This is a genomic window from Streptomyces sp. NRRL F-6676 (assembly GCF_000725625.1).
Classification (GTDB): domain Bacteria; phylum Actinomycetota; class Actinomycetes; order Streptomycetales; family Streptomycetaceae; genus Streptomyces.
Genome location: NZ_JOHS01000060.1, coordinates 1 through 24,603 on the forward strand (window position 1 = coordinate 1; position 24,603 = coordinate 24,603).

A 24,603-nucleotide genomic window follows, 5' to 3' on the forward strand; every position below is an offset into this window, starting at 1 on the left:
GAAACGCCCGGTTACATTCCGAACCCGGAAGCTAAGCCTTACAGCGCCGATGGTACTGCAGGGGGGACCCTGTGGGAGAGTAGGACACCGCCGAACAATCTTTGGAGGACCTCTGGTCCCAGCGACATGCTGGGGCCAGAGGTCCTTTTTGTTTTTCCGGATTTTTTCAACTGAGCGCGTCGGGTACCCGACAGCGCGAGAATGACCGCAGTACCGAAGACAGGAGTTCCCCATGTCCACCAACTCTCCCGACGAGCGTCCGGAGCGCGAGCAGCGCCGCCGGGACAGTGGTGACCGAGGCGGGCTCCGCGGCGGTCCGCGCCGTGACAGCCGCGATGGCGGTCGCGACAACGGCCGTGGTGGGCACGGCGATCGGGATCGCGGAGGCTTCGTCCGGCGCGACGATCGGCGTGATGACCGGCAGGGCGGTGAGCGGCGTGGTGATGACCGCGGTGGGTTCCGCCGCGACGACCGCCGTGATGACCGCGGAGGCTTCCACCGTGAGGACAACCGCGGTGGGTTCGGCCGACGTGACGATCGGCGCGAAGGCGACCGAGGTGGACGTCCGCCGTTCCGCCGCGACGACCGCTCCGGGGCGCCCCGTCGGGACGACCGTGACCGCGGCTTCCGCCGTGACGGCGACCGGCCGGCGTTCCGCCGTGATGACCGACGCGATGGTGATCGACCGGCGTTCCGCCGTGATGACCGACGCGATGGTGATCGACCGGCGTTCCGCCGTGATGACCGCCGTGACGGCGACCGACCGGCGTTCCGCCGTGATGACCGGCGTGATGGTGATCGACCGGCGTTCCGCCGAGACGATCGCCGTGACGACCGTGGTGGCTTCCGCCGTGATGACCGTCGTGACGACCGACGGGATGACCGTCGTGACGACCGACGTGGCGATGACCGCCGTGGAGGCTTCCGTGGGCGGGACGACGACCGCGGGGGCTACCGGGGTCGAGACGATCGTGGCGGGTTCCGGAGCGAGGAGCGTGGAGACCGCGGTGACCGCGGTGACCGCGGCGGGTTCCGGCGCGATGACCGGCGTGATGACCGGCGTGGCGAGGAGCGCGGCTCCGGATTCCGTCGTGATGACCGGCGCGACGACCGTCGTGACGACCGAGGTGGGTTCCGGCGCGAGGACAGCTCCGGGCGGGGCGGCCAGGGGCAGGGCTTCCGGCGCGACGACGATCGCCGGGGATACGGGCGCCGTGACGACGACCGGGGTGAGCGCGGCGGGTTCCGCGGGCGCGACGACCGTGGCCGTGACGACCGCAACCGTGATGACCGCGGCCGTGACGACCGTGGGCGCGGGCCCCTGCGTGACGACCGTCGCGACGACCGCGGCGGGCGCCCCGGTGGTTTCCGCGGCCGTGAGGACCGCCGGGACGACCGCCGGGACGACCGCCGTGACGACCGGCGTGGCGGTGGGCGGTTCCGCGACGACCGGGACCGCGACCACCGGGACCGTGACCGCGATCGCGAGCCGATCAAGCGGCTGCCGATCCCCGAGGACGTCACCGGCGACGAGATCGACAAGGACGTGCGGCAGGAGCTGCTGAGCCTGCCCAAGACGCTCGCCGAGGACGTCGCCAAGAACCTGGTGATGGTCGCCCGGCTCATCGACGAGGACCCCGAGGGCGCGTACGGCTACTCCAGGGTCGCGCTGCGGCTGGCGTCCCGTGTCGCCGCCGTGCGCGAGGCGGCCGGGTTCGCGGCCTACGCCAACCAGAAGTACGGGGAGGCTCTCGCCGAGTTCCGGGCGGCTCGGCGGATGACCGGCAACACCGACCTGTGGCCCGTCATGGCGGACTGCGAGCGTGGGCTCGGCCGGCCGGAGAAGGCGCTGGACATGGCCGGGGCGCCCGAGGTGCACAAGCTGGACAAGGCCGGGCAGGTCGAGATGCGGCTCGTCGCGGCGGGGGCGCGGCGGGACATGGGGCAGCTGGACGCGGCGATCGTCACGTTGCAGAGCCCCGAGCTCGCGTCCACCTCCGTTCAGCCGTGGACCGCGCGGTTGCGGTACGCGTACGCCGATGCGTTGCTCGCGGCGGGGCGTGATGGGGAGGCGCGGGAGTGGTTCGCCAAGGCGGTGGAGTCCGACAAGGACGGGAGCACCGATGCGTCGGATCGGCTGGCGGAGTTGGACGGTGTGGAGTTCGTGGACGCGTTGGGTGACGAGTCCGAGAGTGACGAGTCCGAGAGTGACGAGTCCGAGCGTGACGAGTCCGAGCGTGACGTGAGCGGCGGGGTGGCTGACGAGGACTGAGGCGCCACGTGGGTGGGCGGCTGGGGTGTTTTTTCGCCCCCGCCGCCCCTTCCCGTTCCCAGCCCCGGGGGCTGTGCCCCCGGACCCCCCTAAAAGATTGCGCAGTTCCCCGCGCCCCTTTTTTTTGGGCGCCTCCTACAGCCTTCTCAGGACCAGGCCCGACGCCGGTTTCGGGCCGAATGACGTCGATTTTCTCGGCATGGTGATGCCCTGTTGGGCCAGGGTGCGGACGATGTCTTCCTGGACCGGGTGGAGGAGTACCGCCGTGCCGCCGTCGCGTTCCGCCTTCTTCACCGTGGATTCCGTGTCGTGTATGTAGGCGACCTGTTCCGGTGAGTCCTCGGGGATGCGCCAGACGTGATTGAGGAGGGTGGCGTGCAGGACCGTCGCGTCCAGGGTGCGCCAGGGCCCGGGACGGTCCGTGGGGATGGTGCGGGCCAGCAGGCCGGGGGAGGGGCGGTCGATCAGGTGGTAGGCGCCGTCGCCCGCGAGCAGGAACGCGTTGCCCGTGCGTGCCGCGTCGGCCAGGGCCTCCAGCGCCTCGGCGAGGGGTGCCCGCAGGTGCCGTACCCGGAACAGGCCCGTGAGCGCGGACAGCGCGTCCGCGGGCGGGAGGTGCGGCAGCAGCCGATGGATGGCGCGGACGCGCAGCGGGTGGCGGGCGGTGTCGACCAGGAGGACCAGGCCGAAGTCCCACGGGCCGGGGGAAGGCTGTTCCACGCGCAGCCGCAGGTATGTCGCCCAGCGGTGGTGGCCGTCGGCGATGAGGGCCTGGCGGCCGGCGAGGTCGTTCCGGGCCTCGGCAATGTCGGCGGGGTCGGTGACCGCCCACAGCCGGTGGCCGAAGCCGTCCTCCGTGGTGGTGGAGAGCAGCGGCGCGCGCCCCGTGGCGCGCTCCACGACGGCGTGTGCGCCGGTGGTGCGGCCGTCGCCGCGGTAGGTCAGCAGCAGCGGTTCGAGGTTGGCGCGGGTGGCGCGCATCAGGTCCGCGCGGTCGGCGACGATGTGCGGCATGACGTCCTCGTGCGGGAGGACGACGCCGTCCGACGGCTCCGACAGGCGCAGCGCGCCGATCAGACCGCGCTGGACGAGGCCGGTGGCGTCGCGCTGCTCATAGACGTAGAGGGCCGGTTCGGCATCGCGGGCGAGGACGCCCTCGGCGATCCAGCGGTCCAGGGTCTCCGCGGCCCGTTCGTTGCGGGCGGCGGGCGTGCCGGCCTGCGGCAGGATCAACCGCACGATGTTGTGCGGGTCGGCGGACTCCAGGTGGAGCAGCCCGTCGGGCCGCACCACCACGTCGTACGGCGGGGACGTCACGGCGGCCAGGCTGCCGACGCGTGCGGGGTCGTAGCGCAGGCCCCGGAAGGGCATCAGGTCGAGACCCATGTGGGCGGGCGCGTCCCCGTGGCCTGCAAAGTTCATTCGAGCATCGTAAGTGCGCCGGTGAGGCTGTCAGTGCCGTGGGGGATGATCGGGGAAGGCGAGTGAACGAGGAGCGATGCGAATGAGCCGGACGACGGTCAGGACGCGGCCCGAGGGCAGCGAACGGCCCCTGAGCGAGGCGTACGACACGGCGCTGCTCGACCTGGACGGGGTGGTGTACGCGGGGGGTGCCGCGATCGACCACGCGGTCGGATCGCTCGGCACGGCCCGGGACGGCGGGATGCGGCTGGCGTACGTCACGAACAACGCGCTGCGTACGCCGGACGCGGTGGCCGCGCATCTGACGGAGCTGGGCATAGCGGCCGAGGCGTCGGACGTGGTGACCTCCGCGCAGGCGGTGGCCCGGCTCATCGGCGACCAGGTGCCGGCGGGGGCGCGGGTGCTGGTGATCGGGGGTGAGGGGCTGCGGGTGGCGCTGCGCGAGCGCGGGCTCACGCCGGTGGAGTCGGCGGACGACGATCCGGTGGCGGTGGTGCAGGGGTTCGGCGGTCCCGAGCTGCCGTGGGGGCGGTTCGCGGAGGCGAGTTACGCGATCGCGCGAGGGGTGCCGTGGTTCGCGTCGAACACGGATCTGACGATTCCCGGTGCGCGGGGCATCGCGCCGGGGAACGGGGCGGCGGTGGAGGTGGTGCGGATCGCCACGGGGGCGACGCCGCAGGTGGCGGGGAAGCCGTTGCCGCCGATGCACCGGGAGACGATTCTGCGGACGGGGGCGGAGCGGCCGCTCGTGGTGGGGGACCGGCTGGACACGGACATCGAGGGCGCGTTCAACGGGGGCGTCGATTCGTTGCTGGTGCTCACGGGGGTGACGGACGGGGCGCAGTTGCTGGCCGCGCCGCCGCACCACCGGCCCACATATGTCGACGCGGACCTGCGGGGGCTGCTCACCGGGCAGCCGGAGGTGTCGTCGGCCGATGACGGCTTCCGGTGCGGTGGCTGGACGGCCGCGGCAGGTGGCGGAGCGCTGCGGCTGGAGGGGGACGGCGAGGCGCTGGACGGACTGCGGGCGCTCTGCGCGGCGGCGTGGACGGCGGCCGGGGAGGGCGCGTGCGGGCTGGACGGGGGGAAGGCGCTGGCGCGGCTCGGGCTGTGACCGGGGCCGGTGTGCCGCGCGGTGCTCCCCTGCCCCGCGCGAGGGGGCGCCGGGCAGGTTAGGTTAACCTAACGTGGTGTTGGTCGACAGTCCTCCCCATCCGCGCGGGGCCGATGCCCCCGCGCCGCCGGTCCGCCGGACGGCGATACGTGCCGTCGGGCTGCTCGTCTCGCTGGTGGTACTCGCCGGGGTCGCGCTCGCGAGTATCGCGGTGGGGGCCAAGGAGCTGCCGTTGGACCAGGTCTGGCACGGGCTGTTCCACGACACCGGGACGTATGCCGACGTGGTCGTCGGGGAGCGGGTGTGGCGGACGGTGCTCGGGCTGCTCGCCGGGGCCGCGCTCGGACTCGCCGGTGCCGTGTTGCAGGCGCTCACCCGGAACCCGCTCGCCGACCCCGGCATCCTCGGCATCAACGCGGGCGCCTCCGCGGCGGTCGTCACCGCCCTCACCTACTTCGGCGTCACCTCGCTCGACGGCTATGTGTGGTTCGCGTTCTTCGGGGCCGCCGCGGTCGGCGCCCTGGTGTGGTTCCTCGGCGGCAGCCGGGGCGCCACCCCCGTACGGCTCGCGCTCGCCGGCACCGCGATCAGCGCGGCGCTCTACGGCTACCTCCAGGCCGTCATGATCATGGACGACGCGGCGCTGGCCAGGATGCGGTTCTGGACGGTCGGTTCGCTCGCCTCCGCGACGCACTCGACCATCGTCCAGGTCGCCCCGTTCATGGTGGTGGGCACCGTGCTCGCGCTCTCGCTGGCGCGGCCGTTGAACGCCATGGCCATGGGGGACGACACCGCCCGTGCGCTCGGCGCCCACCTCAACCGCACCCGCGCGCTGTCCATGCTCGCCGCCACCATGCTGTGCGGCGCGGCCACGGCCGCCTGCGGTCCCATCGTGTTCGTCGGCCTGATGGTCCCGCACGTCGTACGGTCCTTCACCGGGCCCGACCTGCGCTGGATCCTGCCGTACGCCACCGTGCTGTCCCCGGTGCTGCTGCTGGGCGCCGATGTGATCGGACGGATCGTCGCCCGGCCCGCCGAACTCCAGGTCGGCATCGTCACCGCGATCCTCGGCGGTCCGGTGTTCATCTTCCTCGTCCGGCGCAGGAGGACGACGCAACTGTGAAGGCCACACACCTCCGCTCGGTCCGGGCGGTCCGCACCCGCGGTGGGCTCTCCCTCAGGGTGGACGCCCGCGCCTCGGCCGTCGTCGTCCTGCTGCTGCTCGTCGCGCTCGCCGCGAGCGTCGTACTGATCGGCACCGGCGACTTCCCGATCTCCGCCCCCGACGTCCTCAAGACGCTGACCGGGAACGGGACACAGATCCAGGAGTACATCGTCCGCGACCTGCGGCTGCCGCGCGTTCTCGTCGGCCTCCTCGTGGGGGCCGCGCTGGGGCTCGGCGGGGCGCTGTTCCAGTCGATCTCGCGCAATCCGCTCGGCAGCCCGGACGTGCTCGGACTCGGGCAGGGCGCGACGGCCGGCGCGCTCACGGTGATCGTGCTGTTCTCCGGCAGCGCCACCGCCGTCACGCTCGGCGCGCTGGCCGGCGGGCTGGTCACCGGGTTCGCGATCTACCTCCTCGCCTGGAAGCGGGGCGTGCACGGCTACCGGCTGGTCCTGGTGGGCATCGGCGTCTCCGCGATCGTCACCGCCGTCAACGGCTATCTGCTCATCAAGGCCGACATCGTCGACGCCGCCCGCGCGGTGGTGTGGATGACCGGGTCGCTCAACGGCCGCGACTGGACGCAGGTGTGGCCGCTGCTCGTGCTGTGCGCGGTCCTCGTCCCGCTCGTCCTCGTCAACGCGCGCGGGCTGCTGATGACCGAGATGGGTGACGACCTGTCGTACGCGCTGGGCGTGCGCGTGGAGCGCGTACGGCTGGTGCTGATGGTGTCCGCGGTGCTGCTCACCGCCGGTGCCACCGCCGCCGTCGGACCGGTCGGGTTCGTCGCGCTGACCGCGCCGCAGCTCGCCCGGCGGCTGACCCGCTCGCCCGGGCCCAACCTCGTCCCGGCCATGTGCATGGGCGCCACCCTGCTGATCGTGGCCGACCTGGTCTCGCAGCGGGCCTTCGGCGCCGACCAGCTGCCCGTCGGCGTGGTCACCGGGGTACTCGGCGGGGCGTATCTGCTGTGGCTGCTGGTCACCGAGCGCCGGGCGGGCCGGATATGAGCGGCCCGGTGCGCGAAGCCCCGGCGCAGGCACACCCGGCGAGCAAGAACACCCGAAGGAGCACCGTGAACCGCCTGTCCGCCGACAACGTCACCCTCGCCTACGACCAGCGCGTGATCGCCGAGCAGCTGTCGGTCGAGATACCCGACAACTCCTTCACCGTGATCGTCGGCCCCAACGCCTGCGGCAAGTCCACGCTGCTGCGCGCGCTGTCGCGGATGCTCCGCCCGACCGAGGGACGGGTGCTGCTCGACGGGCAGGTCATCCAGTCGATGCCGGCGAAGAAGGTCGCCCGCACCCTCGGGCTGCTGCCGCAGTCGTCGATCGCGCCGGACGGCATCACCGTCGGCGACCTGGTCGGCCGCGGCCGCTACCCGCACCAGGGGCTGCTGCGGCAGTGGTCGGCCGAGGACGAGCGGGTGGTGCGGGAGGCGATGGCGCGCACCCGGGTCGGCGAGCTCGCCGACCGCTACGTCGACGAGCTGTCCGGCGGGCAGCGGCAGCGGGTGTGGATCGCCATGGCGCTCGCCCAGCAGACCCCGCTGCTGCTCCTGGACGAGCCGACCACCTACCTCGACATCCAGCACCAGATCGACGTCCTCGACCTCTGCGCCGACCTGCACGAGGAGCAGGGGCGCACGCTCGTCGCCGTCCTGCACGACCTCAACCACGCGGCCCGGTACGCCACGCATCTCGTCGCGCTGCGGGACGGGCGGGTGGTGGCCGAGGGGGCGCCGAAGGAGATCGTCACGGCGGAGCTGGTCGAGGAGGTCTTCGGGCTGCGCTGCCAGATCATCGACGACCCGGAGACGGGGACCCCGCTGGTGGTGCCGGCGGCTCGCACGGCTCGCGCGCGTACGGAGACCGAGGCTGTCCACGCGAAGGTTCCGAAGCCGGCTAGAGAAGCCTCCTGAGCCGGAGCAGGTCCCGCAGCCCCGCCTCCAGCTTCACCCGGCCCGAACCCCACGCCCGCGCGAAGTGCAGCTCGCCGTCGACCAGGGCCACCAGGTCGTCGCCCGTCATGGCCAGCCGTATCTCGGCCTTCTCGGGCGGCAGTCCGCGCACGGTGTCGCGCACCTCGATCCGGCCGCCGCGCAGCCGGCCGACGAAGGTGACGTCCAGGTCGGTGATCCGGCAGCTCAGCGAGCGGTCCAGGGCGGCGGCCGCCGCCGCGTCGCCCTCGGCGCCCGCGAGGGTCTCGGAGAACCTGCTCAGCGCCGTACGGCACTCCTCGATCGTCGCCATCGGCATCGACGGTACCCCAGGGCCACGCGGTAGCGTCGGGGCATGACCGACGCAGTACCGGAGCCCCGGGCTCCGGAGGAGGAGCCGGCGGCCCCTCATCAGGAAACCGACCCCGCGGCCCCCGCCCCGCTCCAGGTCCCCCGCACCCCCACGGGCCACCCCGGCGTCGACGCCCACCTCGACCGGCTGGCCGATGCCGACCACCTCGCCACCGACGGCCACCTCCAGGTGTACGAGGATGTACACCGAGGGCTGCGCGACGCGCTGACCGCGCTCGACTCCCGTCCGGGACCCGAGCCGCCCCCACCGACCCACGGGACACGGGACTAGGAGCTGAGGAGCACGTGGCAGGAGTGGCACGCCGCCGACTGGACGCAGAGCTCGTACGGCGGAAGCTGGCGCGCTCGCGGGAGCACGCGAGCCAGCTGATCGCGGCCGGGCGGGTCACGGTCGGCAGAGCCGTCGCGACCAAACCGGCCACCCAGGTCGAGACCGCCGCCGCGATCCTCGTGGCCGAGGACGACGGCGACCCCGACTACGTCTCCCGGGGCGGCCACAAGCTCGCCGGCGCCCTCGAGGCCTTCGTCCCGCGCGGACTCGTCGTACGGGGGCGGCGGGCACTCGACGCCGGCGCCTCCACCGGCGGCTTCACCGACGTGCTGCTGCGCGCGGGCGCCGCGCACGTCGTCGCCGTGGACGTCGGATACGGACAACTCGCCTGGACTCTGCGAAGCGATGAACGCGTCACCGTCAAGGACCGTACGAACGTACGCGAGTTGACGCTGGAGGCGATCGATGGGGAGCCTGTGGATCTTGTCGTGGGGGACCTGTCCTTCATCCCGCTGGGACTGGTACTGCCCGCCCTCGCGCGATGCGCGAAACCGGACGCCGACCTGGTGATGATGGTCAAGCCCCAGTTCGAGGTGGGGAAGGAACGGCTGGGCAGCGGGGGCGTCGTCCGCAGCCCCGAGCTGCGCGCGGAGGCCGTGCGCCAGGTGGCCGGGCGGGCGTGGGAACTCGGGCTCGGGACGAACGGCGTGCGTGCCAGCCCGCTGCCCGGACCCGCGGGCAATGTCGAGTACTTTCTGTGGCTGCGAGCCGGGGCACCCGCACCGGACCCGGCCGACATCGACCGTGCAGTGGCGGAGGGGCCGCGTTGACACAGACCCAAGCTCGAACCGTATTCCTGCTCGCCCACACCGGGCGCCCGGCCGCCATCCGCAGCGCCGAGCTCGTCGTCGCGGGGCTGTTGCACGCGGGACTCGGGGTGCGCGTCCTGGAGGCCGAGGCCGCCGACCTGCCGCTGCCCGAGAGCGTGCAGCTGGTCAAGGAGGCCACCCCGCAGTGCCTGGACGGCTGCGAGCTGCTCATCGTCCTCGGCGGTGACGGCACGCTGCTGCGCGGCGCCGAGTTCGCCCGCGCCTCCGGCGTGCCGATGCTCGGCGTCAACCTCGGGCGTGTCGGCTTCCTCGCGGAGGCCGAGCGGGACGACCTCGACAAGGTCGTCGACCGGGTGGTCAGCCGCGCCTACGAGGTCGAGGAACGCATGACGGTCGACGTCGTCGTGCACCGCAACGGCGACATCGTGCACACCGACTGGGCGCTCAACGAGGCCGCCGTGCAGAAGGCCGGCGCCGAGAAGCTGCTCGAGGTCGTCCTGGAGATCGACGGGCGGCCGGTCACCGGGTTCGGCTGCGACGGCATCGTCTGCGCCACGCCCACCGGCTCCACGGCGTACGCGTTCTCCGCGGGCGGGCCCGTGGTGTGGCCGGAGGTGGAGGCGCTGCTCATGGTGCCGATCAGCGCCCACGCCCTGTTCGCCAAGCCGCTGGTGACCTCGCCGGACTCGGTGCTCGCGGTGGAGGTGCTGCCGCACATCCCGCCCGGCGTGCTGTGGTGCGACGGCCGGCGCACGGTGGAGCTGCCGCCGGGCGCCCGGGTCGAGGTGCGCCGGGGCGCGGTGCCGGTCCGGCTCGCCCGGCTGCACCACGCGTCCTTCACCGACCGCCTGGTGGCGAAGTTCGCGCTGCCGGTGTCGGGGTGGCGGGGCGCGCCGAACTAGCCGCACCAGTCGTACGCGCGTCCGGACGCGGCTCCGCAACGAGCGACCCCCGGGGAAGTCACGACCTGCGGCTTCCCCGGTCGGGTGGGGTGGCGTCGCACATCGTGGCCGAAACCTCGTATGGTCGACGTCGTGTTGGAGGAGATGCGGATACGGTCGCTCGGGGTCATCGACGACGCGGTCGTCGAGCTGTCGCCCGGCTTCACCGCCGTCACCGGTGAGACCGGTGCCGGCAAGACGATGGTGGTCACCAGCCTGGGGCTGCTGCTGGGCGGGCGCGCGGACCCGGCACTCGTACGGATCGGCGCCAAGAACGCCGTCGTCGAGGGCCGCATCAGCGTGCCCGGCGAGGCCTCGGCCGCCGTACGGGCCGAGGAGGCCGGCGCCGAGCTGGACGACGGGGCGCTGCTGATCAGCCGTACCGTGTCCGCCGAGGGCCGCTCCCGGGCGCATCTCGGCGGGCGGTCCGTGCCGGTCGGGATGCTCGCCGAGCTCGCCGACGAGCTGGTCGCCGTGCACGGCCAGACCGACCAGCAGGGGCTGCTCAAACTCACCCGGCAGCGCCAGGCCCTCGACCGGTACGCCGGGGACGCCGTCGCCGTACCGCTGACGAAGTACGGTGAGGCCTACCGGCGGCTGCGGGCCGTCGCCGTCGAGCTGGAGGAGATCACCACGCGCGCGCGGGAGCGGGCGCAGGAGGCCGATCTGCTGCGCTACGGCCTCGACGAGATCGCGGCCGTCGAGCCGCGGGCCGGCGAGGACGTGGAGCTGGCCGCCGAGGCCGAGCGGCTCGGGCACGCCGAGGCCCTCGCCTCCGCCGCGACAGCCGCGCACGCCGCGCTGGCCGGCAACCCGGAGGACCCCGAGGGCATCGACGCCACCACGCTCGTCGCGGGCGCCCACCGCGCCCTGGAGGCCGTACGGTCGCACGACACCGCGCTGGCCGGCCTCGCCGACCGGGTCGGGGAGATCGGCATCCTCCTCGCCGACGTGGCCGGGGAGCTGGCCGGATACGCCGACGACCTCGACGCCGACCCGCTGCGGCTGGCGGCGGTGGAGGAGCGGCGGGCCGCGCTCACCCAGCTCACCCGGAAGTACGGCGAGTACGACAAGGACGTGGCCGCCGTCCTCGCCTGGGCCGAGCGGAGCGCCGCGCGGCTGACCGAGCTGGACGGCGACGACGAGCGGATCGGCGAGCTGACCGCCGAGCGGGACGCGCTCCGGGCCGAGCTGGGCGGGCTGGCGCAGGAACTGTCCGACGCGCGGACCGCCGCCGCCGAACGGTTCGCCGCCGCGGTCACCGCCGAGCTGGGCTCGCTCGCCATGCCGCACGCGCGCGTGACGTTCGCCGTACGGCAGACCGAGGACCCCGAGGGGGTCGAGGTCGGCGGGCGCACGGTCGCCTACGGGCCGTCCGGCGCCGACGAGGTCGAACTGCTGCTCGCCCCGCATCCGGGGGCGCCGGCGCGGCCGATCGCCAAGGGCGCGTCCGGCGGTGAGCTGTCCCGGGTGATGCTCGCGGTGGAGGTCGTCTTCGCGGGCACCGACCCCGTGCCGACGTACCTCTTCGACGAGGTCGACGCGGGCGTCGGCGGCAAGGCGGCCGTCGAGATCGGGCGGCGGCTGGCGAAGCTCGCGAAGAGCGCGCAGGTCGTGGTCGTCACGCACCTGCCGCAGGTGGCGGCCTTCGCCGACCGGCAGCTGCTGGTGGAGAAGACCAACGACGGCTCGGTGACCCGCTCCGGGGTGAAGGTCCTGGAGGGCGAGGAGCGGGTGCGCGAGCTGTCCCGGATGCTCGCGGGCCAGGAGGACTCCGAGACGGCGCGGGCGCACGCGGAGGAACTCCTGGCGGCGGCGCGGCGGGACGGCTAGCGGAAGGCATCGGGACCGGTCGGGGTCCGGGCCGGGAGGTCGTCCCGCCCGGACCCGCGCGCCCGGCCCCACCTGGCGTGCCGCCTCACCTGCCGTGCGCCCCCACCCGTCGCCCGGCCCGGCCTGTCGTGCGGCCCGGCCTGTCGTGCGGCCCGGCCTGTCGTGCGGAACCGGTACGCTCCTTCGCCGTAGGTGCGTTCGGGCGCCGGTGCCGCAACGCCCGTGCGCCCTGGCATTGTTGACCCCACGCACGCCCCGGACGGCCCGCGCGGGCACCGCCGTCGCCCGTCGTGCGCGCGCTCCGTACGTTGCACCGTGACCGCCCGAACCGTTCGACGCCGAACCAGGAGCCACGCCCACGTGACCCTCGTGAGCAGCCAGTTGCCGCCCGGACAGCCGCCGCGGGGGCAGGCGCCCCTGCACGCCGTGCAGGTGCTCGGCGGCGGCAGCGCGGGCAGCAGCGCGCACGTGCGGTCGCTCGCCGCCGGGCTGGTCGCCAGGGGCGTACGCGTGACCGTGTGCGCCCCCACCGAGGCGGAACGCACCTACGACTTCACCGGCACCGGCGCCGCCCACGTCGCCGTGGACCGCAGCACCGACCCGTCCTCCGTCGCCGCGTTGCGCGCCGTCTGCGCCGACGCCGACCTGGTGCACGCCCACGGGCTGCACGCGGGGCTGCGGGCCTCCCTCGCGCTGGGCCGCCGGGTGCCGTTCGTCGTCACCTGGCACACCCGAGCGCACGCCGAGGGGCCCCGTGCGCATCTGCTGCGGCTGCTCGAACGGCGGGTCGCCAAGGCCGCGTCCATCCTGCTCGGCACGTCCTCCGACCTCGTCGACCGGGCGCGGCAAAGGGGGGCGCGGGACGCCCGGCTCGCCGCCGTCGCGCTCCCGGCGCCGGGCGGGTGCGGCGGCACGGGCGACGACGAGTGCGACGGCTCAGGCGGCAGCGACGGCAGCGAAGGCAGCGACGGCAGCGGTGACGCCGACGGCTCCGCCGCGTCCAAGGCACGCGCCGAACTCGGCGCCGTGGGGCGGCCGTTGCTCCTCGCCGCCGGCGCGCTCGAACGGCACCGGGGGCACGAGGTGCTGCTCGACGCGGTGCGGGTGTGGCGGCACCACGAGCCCGAACCGTTGCTGGTGATCGCGGGGGAGGGGCCGCTGCGGCCGGAGTTGCAGCGGCGCATCGAGGAGGAGCGGCTGCCGGTGCTGCTGCTGGGCAGCCGGGAGGACGTCGCGGAGCTTCTCGCCGCGGCGGATCTGGCGTTGCTGCCGAGCAGTTGGGAATCGAGGTCGGTGCTGGCCCAGGAGGCGCTGCGGGCGGGTGTGCCCTTGGTGGCGACGGCGGTGGGGGGAACCCCCGAGCTCGTAGGGGACGCCGCGGAGTTGGTCCCCTACGGGGACGCGGAGGCGCTGGGTGCGGCGGTGGTGCGGTTGCTGGGGGATGCGGGGCGGCGGGCGTGGCTCGTGGAGCGGGGGGTGTGGCAGGCGGGGACGTGGCCCACGGAGGACGCGACGGTCGCACAGGTGCTGAGTGTGTACGACGAGCTGACGTCGCCGGTGCGCTTCGTCTGAGCGCGGGATACGGCCTCGCGCCCCCGAAGGGGCGCGAGGAACCGCGTCATCAACCCCCGTACGCCCCCGACGCCGTCAGGCGCAGCGCGGTGTCGATGAGGGGGACGTGGCTGAAGGCCTGGGGGAAGTTGCCCACCTGGCGTTGCAGGCGGGGGTCCCACTCCTCGGCGAGCAGGCCGAGGTCGTTGCGCAGGGCCAGCAGCTTCTCGAAGAGGCGGCGGGCCTCGTCGACCCGGCCGATCATCGCCAGGTCGTCCGCCATCCAGAACGAGCAGGCCAGGAAGGCCCCCTCGTCGCCCGGCAGCCCGTCCACGCCCTCGTCGGAGCCCGACGTCGGGTACCGCAGGATGAAGCCGTCCGCCGTGGACAGCTCGCGCTGGATCGCCTCGATGGTGCCGATGACCCGCTTGTCGTCCGGCGGCAGGAAGCCCATCTGCGGGATCAGCAGCAGGGACGCGTCCAGCTCCTTGGAGCCGTAGGACTGTGTGAAGGTGTTGCGCTCCTTGTCGTAGCCCCGCTCGCACACGTCGCGGTGGATGTCGTCGCGCAGCTGCTTCCAGCGCTCCAGCGGGCCGTCGGCGTCGCCGGACTCGATCAGCTTGATGGTGCGGTCGACCGCGACCCAGGCCATCACCTTGGAGTGCACGAAGTGGCGGCGCGGGCCGCGCACCTCCCAGATGCCCTCGTCGGGCTCGTCCCAGTGGTCCTCGAGGTAGCGGATCAGCCTGAGCTGGAGGACGGAGGCGTAGTCGTTGCGGGCGAGCCCCGTCATATGGCCCAGGTGCAGGGCCTCGGTGACCTCGCCGTAGACGTCCAGCTGGAGCTGGCTGGCGGCGCCGTTGCCGATGCGTACCGGCGCGGAGTGCTCGTAGCCCGGCAGCCAGTCCAGCTCGGCCTCGCCGAGCTCGCGCTCGCCGGCGATGCCGTACATGATCTGGAGGTTCTCCGGGTCGCCCGCGACCGCGCGCAGCAGCCACTCGCGCCAGGCGCGGGCCTCCTCGCGGTAGCCGGTGCGCAGCAGCGAGGAGAGCGTGATGGCCGCGTCGCGCAGCCAGGTGTAGCGGTAGTCCCAGTTGCGCACGCCGCCGAGGTGCTCGGGCAGCGAGGTGGTGGGCGCGGCGACGATGCCGCCGGTGGGGGCGTACGTCAGGGCCTTGAGCGTGATCAGGGAGCGGACCACGGCCTCGCGGTAGGGGCCGTGGTACGTGCAGTGCCCGACCCACTCGCGCCAGAACTCCTCGGTGGCCCCCAGGGACTGCTCCGGCTCGGGCAGCGGCGGCGGCTCCTTGTGCGAGGGCTGCCAGGAGACGGTGAAGGCGACGCGCTCGCCGGGCGCGACGGTGAAGTCGTTGTACGTGGTCAGCGACTTGCCGTAGGTCTCCGCCTCGGTGTCGAACCACACGGAGTCGGGGCCGGCGACGGCGACGGTGCGGCCCTCGTGCTTGTGCACCCAGGGGGTGATCCGCCCGTAGGAGAACCGCATCCGCAGCACCGACCGCATGGGAACGCGGCCGGTGACGCCCTCGACGATCCGCACGAGCTGCGGGGCGCCGTCGCGCGGGGGCATGAAATCGGTCACCCTGACCGTTCCGCGTGGCGTGTCCCACTCGGACTCCAGGACGAGTGACTCGCCCCGGTAGCCGCGGCGGGTCGCGGTCGGCGGCTCGGCGTCGGAGGCATGGGCCGGCCCGAGGCGCCAGAAGCCGTGTTCCTCCGTGCCGAGCAGCCCCGCGAAGACGGCGTGGGAGTCGAAGCGGGGCAGGCACAGCCAGTCCACTGTGCCGTCCCGGCAGACCAGTGCGGCGGTCTGCATGTCTCCGATGAGTGCGTAGTCTTCGATACGCCCGGCCACGTGCAACTCCAGTCGAACGGCCACGTCGCCCCGCATGGGGCGGTCGCTCTTTGCGGTCAAGGGGTCGGTGTGAAACGTCGTCGTACACCGACCCCGTTCGGGAAAATATGCAGGAAATATGCGGTCGATGTGCAACGAACTGACGAGCTCGTATTGTTCCGGTGGCGGGCGGGGGTGTGCCGTTTGCCGGGGTGCTCGGCAGCGAGTGTCCGAGCAGGATACGACGCACCCGGGTGGTGCGCGTGCCGCTCCGGGCAACGCGGGTGACCCGAACGAGTGAGCATCGGGTGAGAACCGTGGAGGCGTGGCGTGTCCGTGGTGACACGTGCGCGGAGCGTGGCCGAAAGCGGTCGCTCGTAATGGCCGAAGACGGGTCGGAACCGGACGCTCCGGACGCCGGCGGGCGCTCTGACGGCTTTCGGCCCCGGCCCGGAAGACGTCCGGAAAGATCCCCGGGGAGGACGGCGGGAGAACCCCGGGAGGACTGAGGGGGAACCCGGGAGGGCCTGGAGGCGGGACCCGGGGAGGGCGGCGGGAGCGTCCCGGGAGGGAGCCGCCGGGAGCGGCTCCTCTCCGTCGCTGTTACGCTGGTAGCCCGTGGACCGGTGGACTTCAAACCCCCGAACCGCAGCGACGGCGCCCCCGGAAACCTCCGGAACGCAACGCGCCGCTCCGCACTCCAGACCGCGACCACGGGAGCCCCCTCTTGGCCATGCCGCCCGCTGCTTTCCGCAACAGCACAGCCACGACGACCAAGCACATCTTCGTCACCGGGGGTGTCGCCTCCTCGCTCGGCAAGGGTCTGACCGCCTCCAGCCTCGGCATGCTGCTCAAGGCCCGGGGCCTGCGGGTCGTGATGCAGAAGCTCGACCCCTACCTGAACGTCGACCCCGGCACGATGAACCCCTTCCAGCACGGTGAGGTGTTCGTCACCAACGACGGCGCCGAGACCGACCTGGACATCGGCCACTACGAGCGGTTCCTCGACCGCGATCTGGACGGCTCCGCCAACGTCACCACCGGCCAGGTCTACTCCACCGTGATCGCCAAGGAGCGGCGCGGCGAGTACCTGGGCGACACCGTGCAGGTCATCCCGCACATCACCAACGAGATCAAGCACCGCATCCGGCGCATGGCCACCGACGAGGTGGACGTCGTCATCACGGAGGTCGGCGGCACGGTCGGCGACATCGAGTCGCTGCCCTTCCTGGAGACCGTCCGCCAGGTCCGCCACGAGGTCGGCCGCGACAACGTCTTCGTCGTGCACATCTCCCTGCTGCCGTACATCGGCCCCTCCGGCGAGCTGAAGACCAAGCCGACCCAGCACTCCGTCGCCGCCCTGCGCAACATCGGCATCCAGCCGGACGCGATCGTGCTGCGCTGCGACCGCGAGGTGCCCACCGCCATCAAGCGGAAGATCTCGCTGATGTGCGACGTCGACGAGGCCGCCGTGGTCGCCTGTCCGGACGCCCGCTCGATCTACGACATCCCCAAGACCGTGCACGGCGAGGGCCTGGACGCCTATGTCGTCCGCAAGCTGGACCTGCCGTTCCGCGACGTGGACTGGACGACCTGGGACGACCTGCTCGACCGCGTCCACAACCCCGACCACGAGGTCACCCTCGCGCTCGTCGGCAAGTACATCGACCTGCCCGACGCCTACCTCTCCGTCACCGAGGCCCTGCGCGCCGGCGGCTTCGCCAACCGGGCCCGCGTGACGATCAAGTGGGTCACCTCCGACGACTGCAAGACCCCGGCAGGCGCCGCCCGCGAGCTCGGCGACGTCGACGCCATCTGCATCCCCGGCGGCTTCGGCGAGCGCGGCGTGACCGGCAAGGTCGGCGCCATCCAGTACGCCCGCGAGCAGCGCATCCCGCTGCTCGGCCTCTGCCTCGGCCTGCAATGCGTCGTGATCGAGGCCGCGCGCAACCTGGCCGGAGTGGACGACGCCAACTCCACCGAGTTCGACCCGGCCACCGCCCACCCGGTCATCTCCACCATGGCCGAGCAGCTCGACATCGTCGCCGGTGAGGGCGACATGGGCGGCACCATGCGGCTGGGCATGTACCCGGCCAAGCTCGCCGAGGGCTCCCTCGTGCGCGAGGTGTACGACGGCAAGGAGTACGTCGAGGAGCGCCACCGCCACCGCTACGAGGTGAACAACACCTACCGCGCGGAGCTGGAGAAGAAGGCCGGGCTGCTGTTCTCCGGCACCTCCCCGGACGGCAAGCTCGTGGAGTACCTGGAGTACCCGCGCGAGGTCCACCCCTACCTGGTGGCCACCCAGGCCCACCCGGAGCTGCGCTCCCGCCCGACCCGACCGCACCCGCTCTTCGCCGGGCTGGTCAAGGCGGCGGTCGCGCGCAAGACCGCGAAGTAGCCGGACGGCCGTCGGGGCGTACGACGGCTGTACGGTGGCCGGGGTGCGGGTCCCCGGAACCCCAGGGTTCCGACGGGCGCGCACCCCGGTTTCGTGCACATGGGGCCCACGCGGCTCATGGGGAAGGACAGGCATGACGATCAAGGACGCCGCCGAGGAGTGGGAGATCCGGGGCACCGAGACCCCGTTCCGGGGCAACAAGACCTCCGTCCGCACCGACGAGGTGGTCATGCCCGACGGGTCGGTCGCACGCCGGGACTACCAGGTGCACCCCGGCTCGGTGGCCGTCCTCGCCCTGGACGACGAGGACCGCGTCCTGGTGCTGCGCCAGTACCGCCACCCGGTGCGCCAGCGGCTGTGGGAGATCCCGGCCGGACTGCTCGACGTCCCCGGTGAGAACCCGCTGCACGCCGCCCAGCGCGAGCTGTACGAGGAGGCGCACGTCAAGGCCGAGGACTGGCGGGTCCTCACCGACGTCTACACCACCCCCGGCGGCTGCGACGAGGCCGTGCGGATCTTCCTCGCCCGTGACCTGTCGGAGGCGGAGGGGGAGCGGTTCGAGGTCGAGCACGAGGAGGCCGACATGGAGCTCGCCCGGGTGCCCGTGGCCGAGCTGGTGCGCGGGGTGCTCGCCGGGGAGCTGCACAACAACTGCCTCGTCGTCGGCGCGCTGTCGCTGGTGGCGGCGCGGGACGGGGAGGGCCTGGACGCCCTGCGCCCGGCGCTCGCCCCGTGGCCGGCCCGCCCGTTCGAGGCGTGAGCACGCGCACCCCTTCCGCAAGTCCTACGATCGCCTGATCCGATCGGGTGAGCCGCGTGCCGTGCCCGCCCCGGTCCGCCGGGAGACCTCAGAGCGTCAACTAGGCTCTGAGGACGACCCGTGCGGAGTGCGGCGGGTCCGTGCGCGCAGTGGGACGGGAGCGTGACCCGTGACGGATCAGGCGGTGGACACCGACGACGGCGGACTGCCCGGCCCCGCGCCGGACACGGCCCCCGCCGGGCGCCGGCTCCCCGAGAGCCGGTCCCCGGAACGACAGGCCGACGACCGCCGGCACCCCGAACGTCCCGCCCCCGACCCCGAATTCCTCGGCCGCGCCCACGAACTGCGCGAACTGCGCGCCGACATCGCCCGCGCCGGCCTCGACACCCTCTCCGGCCGCAAGGCCCCCCGCGCCCGGGTGCTGCTCATCGCCGGGCGTCCGGGCCAGGGCCGTACCGCACTCGCCGAGGAACTGCTGCGGCGGGTGGCCGACGACTACGAGGACGGGGTGCTGCGCGCCCGCCTGAGCGAACCCGACGGCACCCCCGTCCCCACCGAGCGCACCGCCCGGCAGCTGCTGACCGCGCTCGGCCGGCCCGTACCGCCCGGGGCCGGCGAGGACGAGCTGAGCGAGCTGCTGCGCGAGGCCCTCGGCGAGCGGCGCGTACTGCTCCTGCTGGACGACGCGGCCGGCGCCGAACAGGTCGACGCGCTGCTGCCCGACAGCCCCGACTGCCTCGTCGTCGCCGTCTCCCGCGGGCCGCTGACCGGCATCTCCGACGTCCGCCCCTGCACGGTCGGCGGCCTGGACACCGCGTCCGCGGTGGCCCTGCTCACCCGCCGCACCGGCGCCGTCCGCATCACCGTCGACCCGCGCGCCGCCGAGCAGCTCGCCGAGGCGTGCGGCGGCCAGCCCGCCGCGCTGGTCCTCGCCGGGGGCTGGCTGGCCGCCCGCCCCAAGGCCGCCGTCGCCGACGTCACCCGGCACCTGAACGCCGACACCGAGGGCGGCGCCCCGCTCGCCAAGGTGTTCCGGCTCGCCTACGCCGGACTGCCCGCCGGTGCCCGGCGGATGCTGCGGCTGCTCTCCCTCGTCCCCGCCGTCCCGGCCGACCCGCACACCGCCTCCGCGCTGGCCGGCTGCTCGATGGGCGCCGCCCGCAGCGTCCTCGACGCGTGCGTGGACGCCGGATTCCTGCACCGCCTGCCCACCGAACTGCCGCAGTACGAGGTCCCCGGCTGCCTCCAGCCCCTGCTGCGCGCCCGCGCCGAGGCCGAGGACCGCCCCGGCGAGCTGCGCCTGGCCCGCGCCCGGATGCTGGAGCGCACCCTGCGGCTGTTGCAGTCCTGCCGTGCCGTCACCGAGACCGACAGCCCCGCGTCCCGGGAGAAACTGCTGGCCACGCCGCCCGCGCTGCGCTTCGCCGACCCGCGTGCCGCCGCCGACTGGCTGCGCGCCCGGCAGCCCGCGCTGCTGGCCGCCGCCCGGCTCGCCGTCGCCGACGGGGAGCTGGACACCCTGGCCCGCCGGCTGATGTCCCAGCTGGTGCGCGCCATGGTGGCGCACCTCGGCACCCAGGCCGCCGCGCCCGAGCTGTACGGCATCCACCTGCTCGTCCTCGACGTCGCCGAACGCCGCCACCTGCCCCGGGAGCGGGCGGCGGCGCTGCTCAACCTCGCCGACCTGGACGCCCGGGCCGGCCGTGCCCGGGACGCGCTGGCCCGCTACCGGGCCGCGCTCGACGCCGGGCGCGAGGCGGGCGACCCGTACGCGACCGGCCGCGCGACGGAATCCGTCGGCGCGGCCCACCTCGCGCTGGGGGACCCCGACCGGGCCGCCGACTGGTTCGGGCGCGCGCTCGCCCAGCGGCTCGCCCGCGACGAGCGCGCGGACGCCGCCCGGCTGCACGGCCGCATCGGCGGGGCACACGCCCGCGCGGGGCGGTACGCGGAGGCGCTGCGCTCCTGGCGGTCCGCGGTCACCGGGCACCGGCGCGGCGGTGACGTCGTCGCACAGGCGCGGGCGATGGGCGAGCTGGCCGGGGTGCAGGAGGCCGCGGGGCGCGCGGACGAGGCGCTTCAGACGTACCAGGAGGCGGTCGAACTGGCCCGGCGCGCGGAGGACGGGCGGCTTCAGTCGGCCCTGCACACACGGCTCGCCGAGGCGCTGGAACGCACGGGCGACCCGGCGGGGGCCCGGCTGCACCGGGGAGCCGCCGAGCGGCTGCGGGAGGCGGAGCCCGGCACGGCGCCGGACGGCGCAGAGGTGTGACGGCAAGGAACACAGCCTGAAACACCTACGAAATCCGCAGTGCATCCGCAGAAGATTTGCCCTTTGGAAGGCTGGACAGAGGGAACACCTTCATTAGACTGATTTGGCCGCACCTTCTCGTGCGGTCTGCCCCGGTGTGCCCTCACGCGTCCGGGTATGCAGTCATTGACGTTTCCTGCGAACCAAGGACCGTGATCGACGTGAAGGTCGGTATTCCCCGCGAGGTCAAGAACAACGAGTTCCGCGTGGCCATCACCCCGGCCGGTGTGCACGAGCTCGTTCGAGGGGGTCACCAGGTCGTGGTGGAACGGGGCGCGGGTCTCGGCTCCTCCCTCACGGACGACGAGTACACCGCCGCCGGCGCCCGCATCCTGGACACCGCCGACGAGGTGTGGGCGGCGGCCGATCTGCTGCTGAAGGTGAAGGAGCCGGTGGCCGAGGAGTACCACCGGCTGCGCAAGGACCAGATCCTCTTCACCTATCTGCACCTGGCCGCCTCCAAGGAGTGCACCGACGCCCTGCTGGAGTCGGGCACCACCGCCATCGCCTACGAGACCGTCGAACTGCCCGGCCGCGCGCTGCCGCTGCTCGCGCCCATGTCCGAGGTGGCCGGCCGGCTCGCCCCGCAGGTCGGCGCCTACCACCTGATGCGCGCGGGCGGCGGGCGCGGCGTGCTGCCCGGCGGCGTCCCCGGCGTGCCGGCCGGCCGGGCCGTCGTCATCGGCGGCGGAGTCTCCGGCTGGAACGCCGCGCAGATCGCCATCGGCATGGGCTTCCACGTGACCCTGCTCGACAAGGACATCAACAAGCTCAAGGAAGCCGACAAGATCTTCGGCACCCGGATCCAGACGGTCGTCTCCAACGCCTTCGAGCTGGAGCGGGCGTGCCTGGAGGCCGACCTCGTCATCGGCGCGGTGCTCGTCCCGGGCGCCAAGGCGCCGAAACTGGTCACCAACGAGCTGGTCTCCCGGATGAAGCCGGGAAGTGTCCTTGTCGACATCGCGATCGACCAGGGCGGCTGCTTCGAGGACTCCCGCCCCACCACGCACGCCGAACCGGCCTTCCCGGTCCACGAGTCGGTGTTCTACTGCGTCGCCAACATGCCCGGCGCCGTCCCCAACACCTCCACCTACGCGCTCACCAACGCCACGCTGCCGTACATCGTGGAACTGGCCGACCGGGGCTGGACGGAGGCGCTGCGCCGCGACCCCGCGCTCGCCAAGGGGCTCAACGTCCATGAGGGCAAGGTGGTTTACAAGGAGGTCGCCGAGGCACACGGTCTGGAGCACGTGGAGCTGTCCACCCTGCTCGGCTGAGCGGCGGGGGCGCGGCGCGCTCCGGCGTGCCTCCACATCTCCCCGCAAGTCGCCTGTGCCACAAGGCGACAGGTCAACATTCGCGGTCAACGCCGCGCACCCGGCCGGACCTTGTCGACAAGGTCCGGCCGGGTGTGTGTATGGTCACTTTGCGACGCTCGTTCAACTCGTCGCAAAAACAACCGTTCTACCGATTCGCGCACGGGGCGAATCCGGCATTCAGCAGCTGTACGCCCTCCGTACGCCCTTGACAGGGGGATGTTTCATTGCCGACACATCGGGCCGGGTCCGGCGGATTGTGTTGCTGCGGACGGCCGACACGCCATAGAGTCGCCAACCGTCGGCATGGTGCCACGCTGACCTGTCTAGAAGTTTCCTGGTCACCAAGGAGGTAAGACGACTTGTGAACGAGTCGACATTCACTCCCGGGGGTGGTCAACCAGGAATGCCTGCGCGAGGGTCGGACCCCGCGAGGCTCGAGGCTGTCGGCTCCGTCGCTGTCCGTACCTTCGCAGCCCACCAGAGCCACAGCCCCCACATGGCTCCGACAGCACACAAGAGCATGGATGGCCCACACGTGAACGCCATGGCCGGCGACAGCAGGGGCGAGGTGCACAACCACTTCGCCGACTACGACGAACTGCCCGACGGGCACTTCTACGACCCCGACGCGGAGTACGAGCCCGACCCCGAGTACGCGGCCACGCTCGCGCCCGACGCGGCCCGTCAGCGGCGTGAGCGCATCGGGCCGACCGGGCGTCCGCTGCCGTACTTCCCCATCCCGGGCCCGCTCACGGACCACGGCCCCGCGAAGATCATCGCGATGTGCAACCAGAAGGGCGGCGTCGGCAAGACGACGTCGACCATCAACCTGGGCGCCGCGCTCGCGGAGTACGGGCGCCGGGTGCTGCTCGTCGACTTCGACCCGCAGGGCGCGCTGTCCGTGGGTCTCGGGGTCAACCCGATGGAACTCGACCTCACGGTCTACAACCTGCTCATGGAGCGGGGCATGGCCGCCGACGAGGTGCTGCTGAAGACCGCGGTCCCCAACATGGACCTGCTGCCCAGCAACATCGACCTCTCGGCGGCCGAGGTGCAGCTCGTGTCGGAGGTCGCGCGCGAGTCGACGCTCCAGCGCGCGCTCAAGCCGCTGATGTCCGACTACGACTACATCGTCATCGACTGCCAGCCCTCCCTCGGCCTGCTCACCGTCAACGCGCTGACCGCCGCGCACAAGGTCATCGTGCCGCTGGAGTGCGAGTTCTTCGCGCTGCGCGGTGTCGCGCTGCTGACCGAGACGATCGAGAAGGTCCAGGAGCGGCTCAACCCCGAGCTGGAGCTCGACGGCATCCTCGCCACGATGTACGACTCGCGCACCGTGCACAGCCGCGAGGTGCTGGCCCGGGTCGTCGAGGCGTTCGACGACCACGTGTACCACACGGTCATCGGACGTACGGTCCGCTTCCCGGAGACCACGGTCGCCGGTGAGCCGATCACCACGTACGCCTCCAACTCCGTCGGTGCCGCCGCCTACCGCCAGCTCGCCAGGGAGGTGCTCGCCCGGTGTCACGCCGAGTGAGTCTGCCGGGGGCCGACGAACTGTTCCGTACGACAGGGGGGATGGCGCTCCAGGCGTCCACCCCCCGGCGCCAGGCCAACGGCGAGGCCCGGGTGCCGGCCCCCGCGGGGGAGGGCGACGCGGCCGCGGCCGCGGAGGACGCCCCGACGGCGGTGCCGGTGCAGGGCGGTGACGGCGAGGGCGACGAGCACGTCGCCGCGGACTCCGGTGCGCAGAGCGGTGAGTCGCGCGGGGCACGCTCGCCGGACGGGCCCGGGTCCGGGGCGGGCGCGGGCACCGCGACCGCGCGGCGGGCGGCCGGGCCGGAGGGCGCTGGTGTGCCCGCCGCCGCGGCTCAGCCTCGTCGGCGCGGGCGGAACGCGAATCGGCGGCCCAGTGGGCGGGAACGGCACGACGAGAAGATCACGGTCTATGTCTCCGCCGAGGAGCTGATGGACCTGGAGCACGCGCGGCTGGTGCTGCGTGGTGAGCACGGGCTGGCGGTGGATCGCGGCCGTATCGTCCGCGAGGCCGTCGCCGTGGTCCTGGCGGACCTGGAACAGCGTGGGGACGCCAGCATTCTGGTACGGCGGTTGCGGGGCCGGTAGGCCCGCGCCCGCGTCTCGGTGCGGCGGTGCAGGGCTTCCGCTCGCCCCCGCCGCCCCTTCCCTTCCCGGCCTCCGGGGGCCCGCCCCCGGACCCCCACACGGGGCTCCGCCCCGTTTCGCGCCCAC

The 24,603-nt window shown here is 73.2% G+C and carries 20 protein-coding genes and 1 rRNA gene; 17 read left to right on the plus strand and 4 right to left on the minus strand.

Going from position 1 to position 24,603, the window contains the following annotated elements:
* Positions 1-96, plus strand: a 5S ribosomal RNA gene (rrf, locus tag IO29_RS35740); the annotation flags it as partial.
* Between the two features lie 70 nt (positions 97-166).
* Here rrf and IO29_RS40110 read toward each other — a convergent pair.
* Entirely contained in the window at positions 167-1,465 is a 1,299-nt protein-coding gene (locus IO29_RS40110) for a hypothetical protein (RefSeq protein WP_030994077.1), read from the minus strand.
* A 36-nt stretch (positions 1,466-1,501) separates the two neighbouring features.
* On the opposite strand from IO29_RS40110, the gene IO29_RS39095 reads away from it, so the two are divergent.
* A complete protein-coding gene (locus IO29_RS39095; protein ID WP_030381235.1) occupies positions 1,502-2,272 on the plus strand; it encodes a tetratricopeptide repeat protein in 771 nt (256 codons plus the stop codon).
* Between the two features lie 135 nt (positions 2,273-2,407).
* Here the strand turns inward: IO29_RS39095 and IO29_RS26815 are convergent, their stop codons facing one another.
* Positions 2,408-3,694, minus strand: a complete 1,287-nt coding sequence (locus tag IO29_RS26815; protein ID WP_030381185.1) for a DUF1015 family protein — start codon at positions 3,692-3,694, stop codon at positions 2,408-2,410.
* 82 nt (positions 3,695-3,776) lie between these two features.
* Here IO29_RS26815 and IO29_RS26820 point away from each other — a divergent pair, with 82 nt between their 5' ends.
* The 4 genes from IO29_RS26820 (at position 3,777) to IO29_RS26835 (ending at position 7,894) form a co-directional block, all read left to right on the plus strand.
* Positions 3,777-4,808 carry an HAD hydrolase-like protein gene (locus IO29_RS26820; RefSeq protein WP_030381186.1) on the plus strand — a complete coding sequence of 344 codons (1,032 nt, stop codon included), beginning with the start codon at positions 3,777-3,779 and terminating at the stop codon, positions 4,806-4,808.
* 76 nt (positions 4,809-4,884) lie between these two features.
* The gene (locus IO29_RS26825) at positions 4,885-5,931 is read left to right on the plus strand and encodes a FecCD family ABC transporter permease (RefSeq protein ID WP_030381187.1); all 1,047 of its coding nucleotides are present in this window, start codon (positions 4,885-4,887) and stop codon (positions 5,929-5,931) included.
* Entirely contained in the window at positions 5,928-6,980 is a 1,053-nt protein-coding gene (locus tag IO29_RS26830) for a FecCD family ABC transporter permease (protein ID WP_030381188.1), read from the plus strand. Before IO29_RS26825 ends, IO29_RS26830 begins: the two co-directional genes overlap by 4 nt.
* Complete coding sequence (locus IO29_RS26835; protein WP_078618389.1) at positions 6,977-7,894, plus strand: ABC transporter ATP-binding protein; 918 nt, start codon at positions 6,977-6,979, stop codon at positions 7,892-7,894. Before IO29_RS26830 ends, IO29_RS26835 begins: the two co-directional genes overlap by 4 nt.
* Here the strand turns inward: IO29_RS26835 and IO29_RS26840 are convergent.
* Positions 7,878-8,225 carry an SCP2 sterol-binding domain-containing protein gene (locus IO29_RS26840; protein ID WP_030381190.1) on the minus strand — a complete coding sequence of 116 codons (348 nt, stop codon included), beginning with the start codon at positions 8,223-8,225 and terminating at the stop codon, positions 7,878-7,880. The two genes, IO29_RS26835 and IO29_RS26840, sit on opposite strands and share 17 nt — an antisense overlap.
* A gap of 42 nt (positions 8,226-8,267) precedes the next feature.
* Between IO29_RS26840 and IO29_RS26845 the strand changes: the two genes are divergently transcribed.
* From IO29_RS26845 to IO29_RS26865, 5 genes are all read left to right on the plus strand, one after another.
* On the plus strand, positions 8,268-8,555 hold the full coding sequence (locus IO29_RS26845) for a hypothetical protein (protein WP_030381191.1): 288 nt from the start codon (positions 8,268-8,270) through the stop codon (positions 8,553-8,555).
* A gap of 14 nt (positions 8,556-8,569) precedes the next feature.
* Positions 8,570-9,385, plus strand: a complete 816-nt coding sequence (locus tag IO29_RS26850; RefSeq protein ID WP_030381192.1) for a TlyA family RNA methyltransferase — start codon at positions 8,570-8,572, stop codon at positions 9,383-9,385.
* The gene (locus IO29_RS26855) at positions 9,382-10,287 is read left to right on the plus strand and encodes an NAD kinase (RefSeq protein WP_030381193.1); all 906 of its coding nucleotides are present in this window, start codon (positions 9,382-9,384) and stop codon (positions 10,285-10,287) included. Before IO29_RS26850 ends, IO29_RS26855 begins: the two co-directional genes overlap by 4 nt.
* A gap of 120 nt (positions 10,288-10,407) precedes the next feature.
* Positions 10,408-12,159: a DNA repair protein RecN gene (gene recN, locus IO29_RS26860; RefSeq protein WP_030381194.1), complete on the plus strand. Its 1,752-nt coding sequence runs from the start codon at positions 10,408-10,410 to the stop codon at positions 12,157-12,159.
* 360 nt (positions 12,160-12,519) lie between these two features.
* Positions 12,520-13,731 (plus strand): glycosyltransferase family 4 protein, encoded by a 1,212-nt coding sequence (locus IO29_RS26865; protein WP_078618390.1) that lies wholly within the window; start codon positions 12,520-12,522, stop codon positions 13,729-13,731.
* A gap of 49 nt (positions 13,732-13,780) precedes the next feature.
* On the opposite strand, the gene IO29_RS26870 is transcribed toward IO29_RS26865, so the two are convergent.
* On the minus strand, positions 13,781-15,583 hold the full coding sequence (locus IO29_RS26870; RefSeq protein WP_030381196.1) for a glycoside hydrolase family 15 protein: 1,803 nt from the start codon (positions 15,581-15,583) through the stop codon (positions 13,781-13,783).
* A 712-nt stretch (positions 15,584-16,295) separates the two neighbouring features.
* Here IO29_RS26870 and IO29_RS26875 point away from each other — a divergent pair.
* The 6 genes from IO29_RS26875 to IO29_RS26900 all read left to right on the plus strand — a co-directional run bounded on the left by IO29_RS26875 (position 16,296) and on the right by IO29_RS26900 (position 24,477).
* Positions 16,296-17,963: a CTP synthase gene (locus tag IO29_RS26875; RefSeq protein WP_030381197.1), complete on the plus strand. Its 1,668-nt coding sequence runs from the start codon at positions 16,296-16,298 to the stop codon at positions 17,961-17,963.
* A gap of 133 nt (positions 17,964-18,096) precedes the next feature.
* Positions 18,097-18,723: an NUDIX domain-containing protein gene (locus IO29_RS26880; protein WP_030381198.1), complete on the plus strand. Its 627-nt coding sequence runs from the start codon at positions 18,097-18,099 to the stop codon at positions 18,721-18,723.
* Between the two features lie 169 nt (positions 18,724-18,892).
* Positions 18,893-20,995, plus strand: a complete 2,103-nt coding sequence (locus tag IO29_RS26885) for a tetratricopeptide repeat protein (RefSeq protein ID WP_030381199.1) — start codon at positions 18,893-18,895, stop codon at positions 20,993-20,995.
* Positions 20,996-21,186: 191 nt separating this feature from the next.
* On the plus strand, positions 21,187-22,311 hold the full coding sequence (gene ald, locus IO29_RS26890) for an alanine dehydrogenase (protein ID WP_030381200.1): 1,125 nt from the start codon (positions 21,187-21,189) through the stop codon (positions 22,309-22,311).
* 445 nt (positions 22,312-22,756) lie between these two features.
* Positions 22,757-23,890, plus strand: coding sequence for a ParA family protein (locus IO29_RS26895; RefSeq protein ID WP_078618391.1), 1,134 nt, complete (start codon positions 22,757-22,759; stop codon positions 23,888-23,890).
* Positions 23,875-24,477, plus strand: coding sequence for a hypothetical protein (locus IO29_RS26900; protein ID WP_030381202.1), 603 nt, complete (start codon positions 23,875-23,877; stop codon positions 24,475-24,477). The genes IO29_RS26895 and IO29_RS26900 overlap by 16 nt, the downstream gene beginning before the upstream one ends.
* Positions 24,478-24,603: the final 126 nt, after the last annotated feature.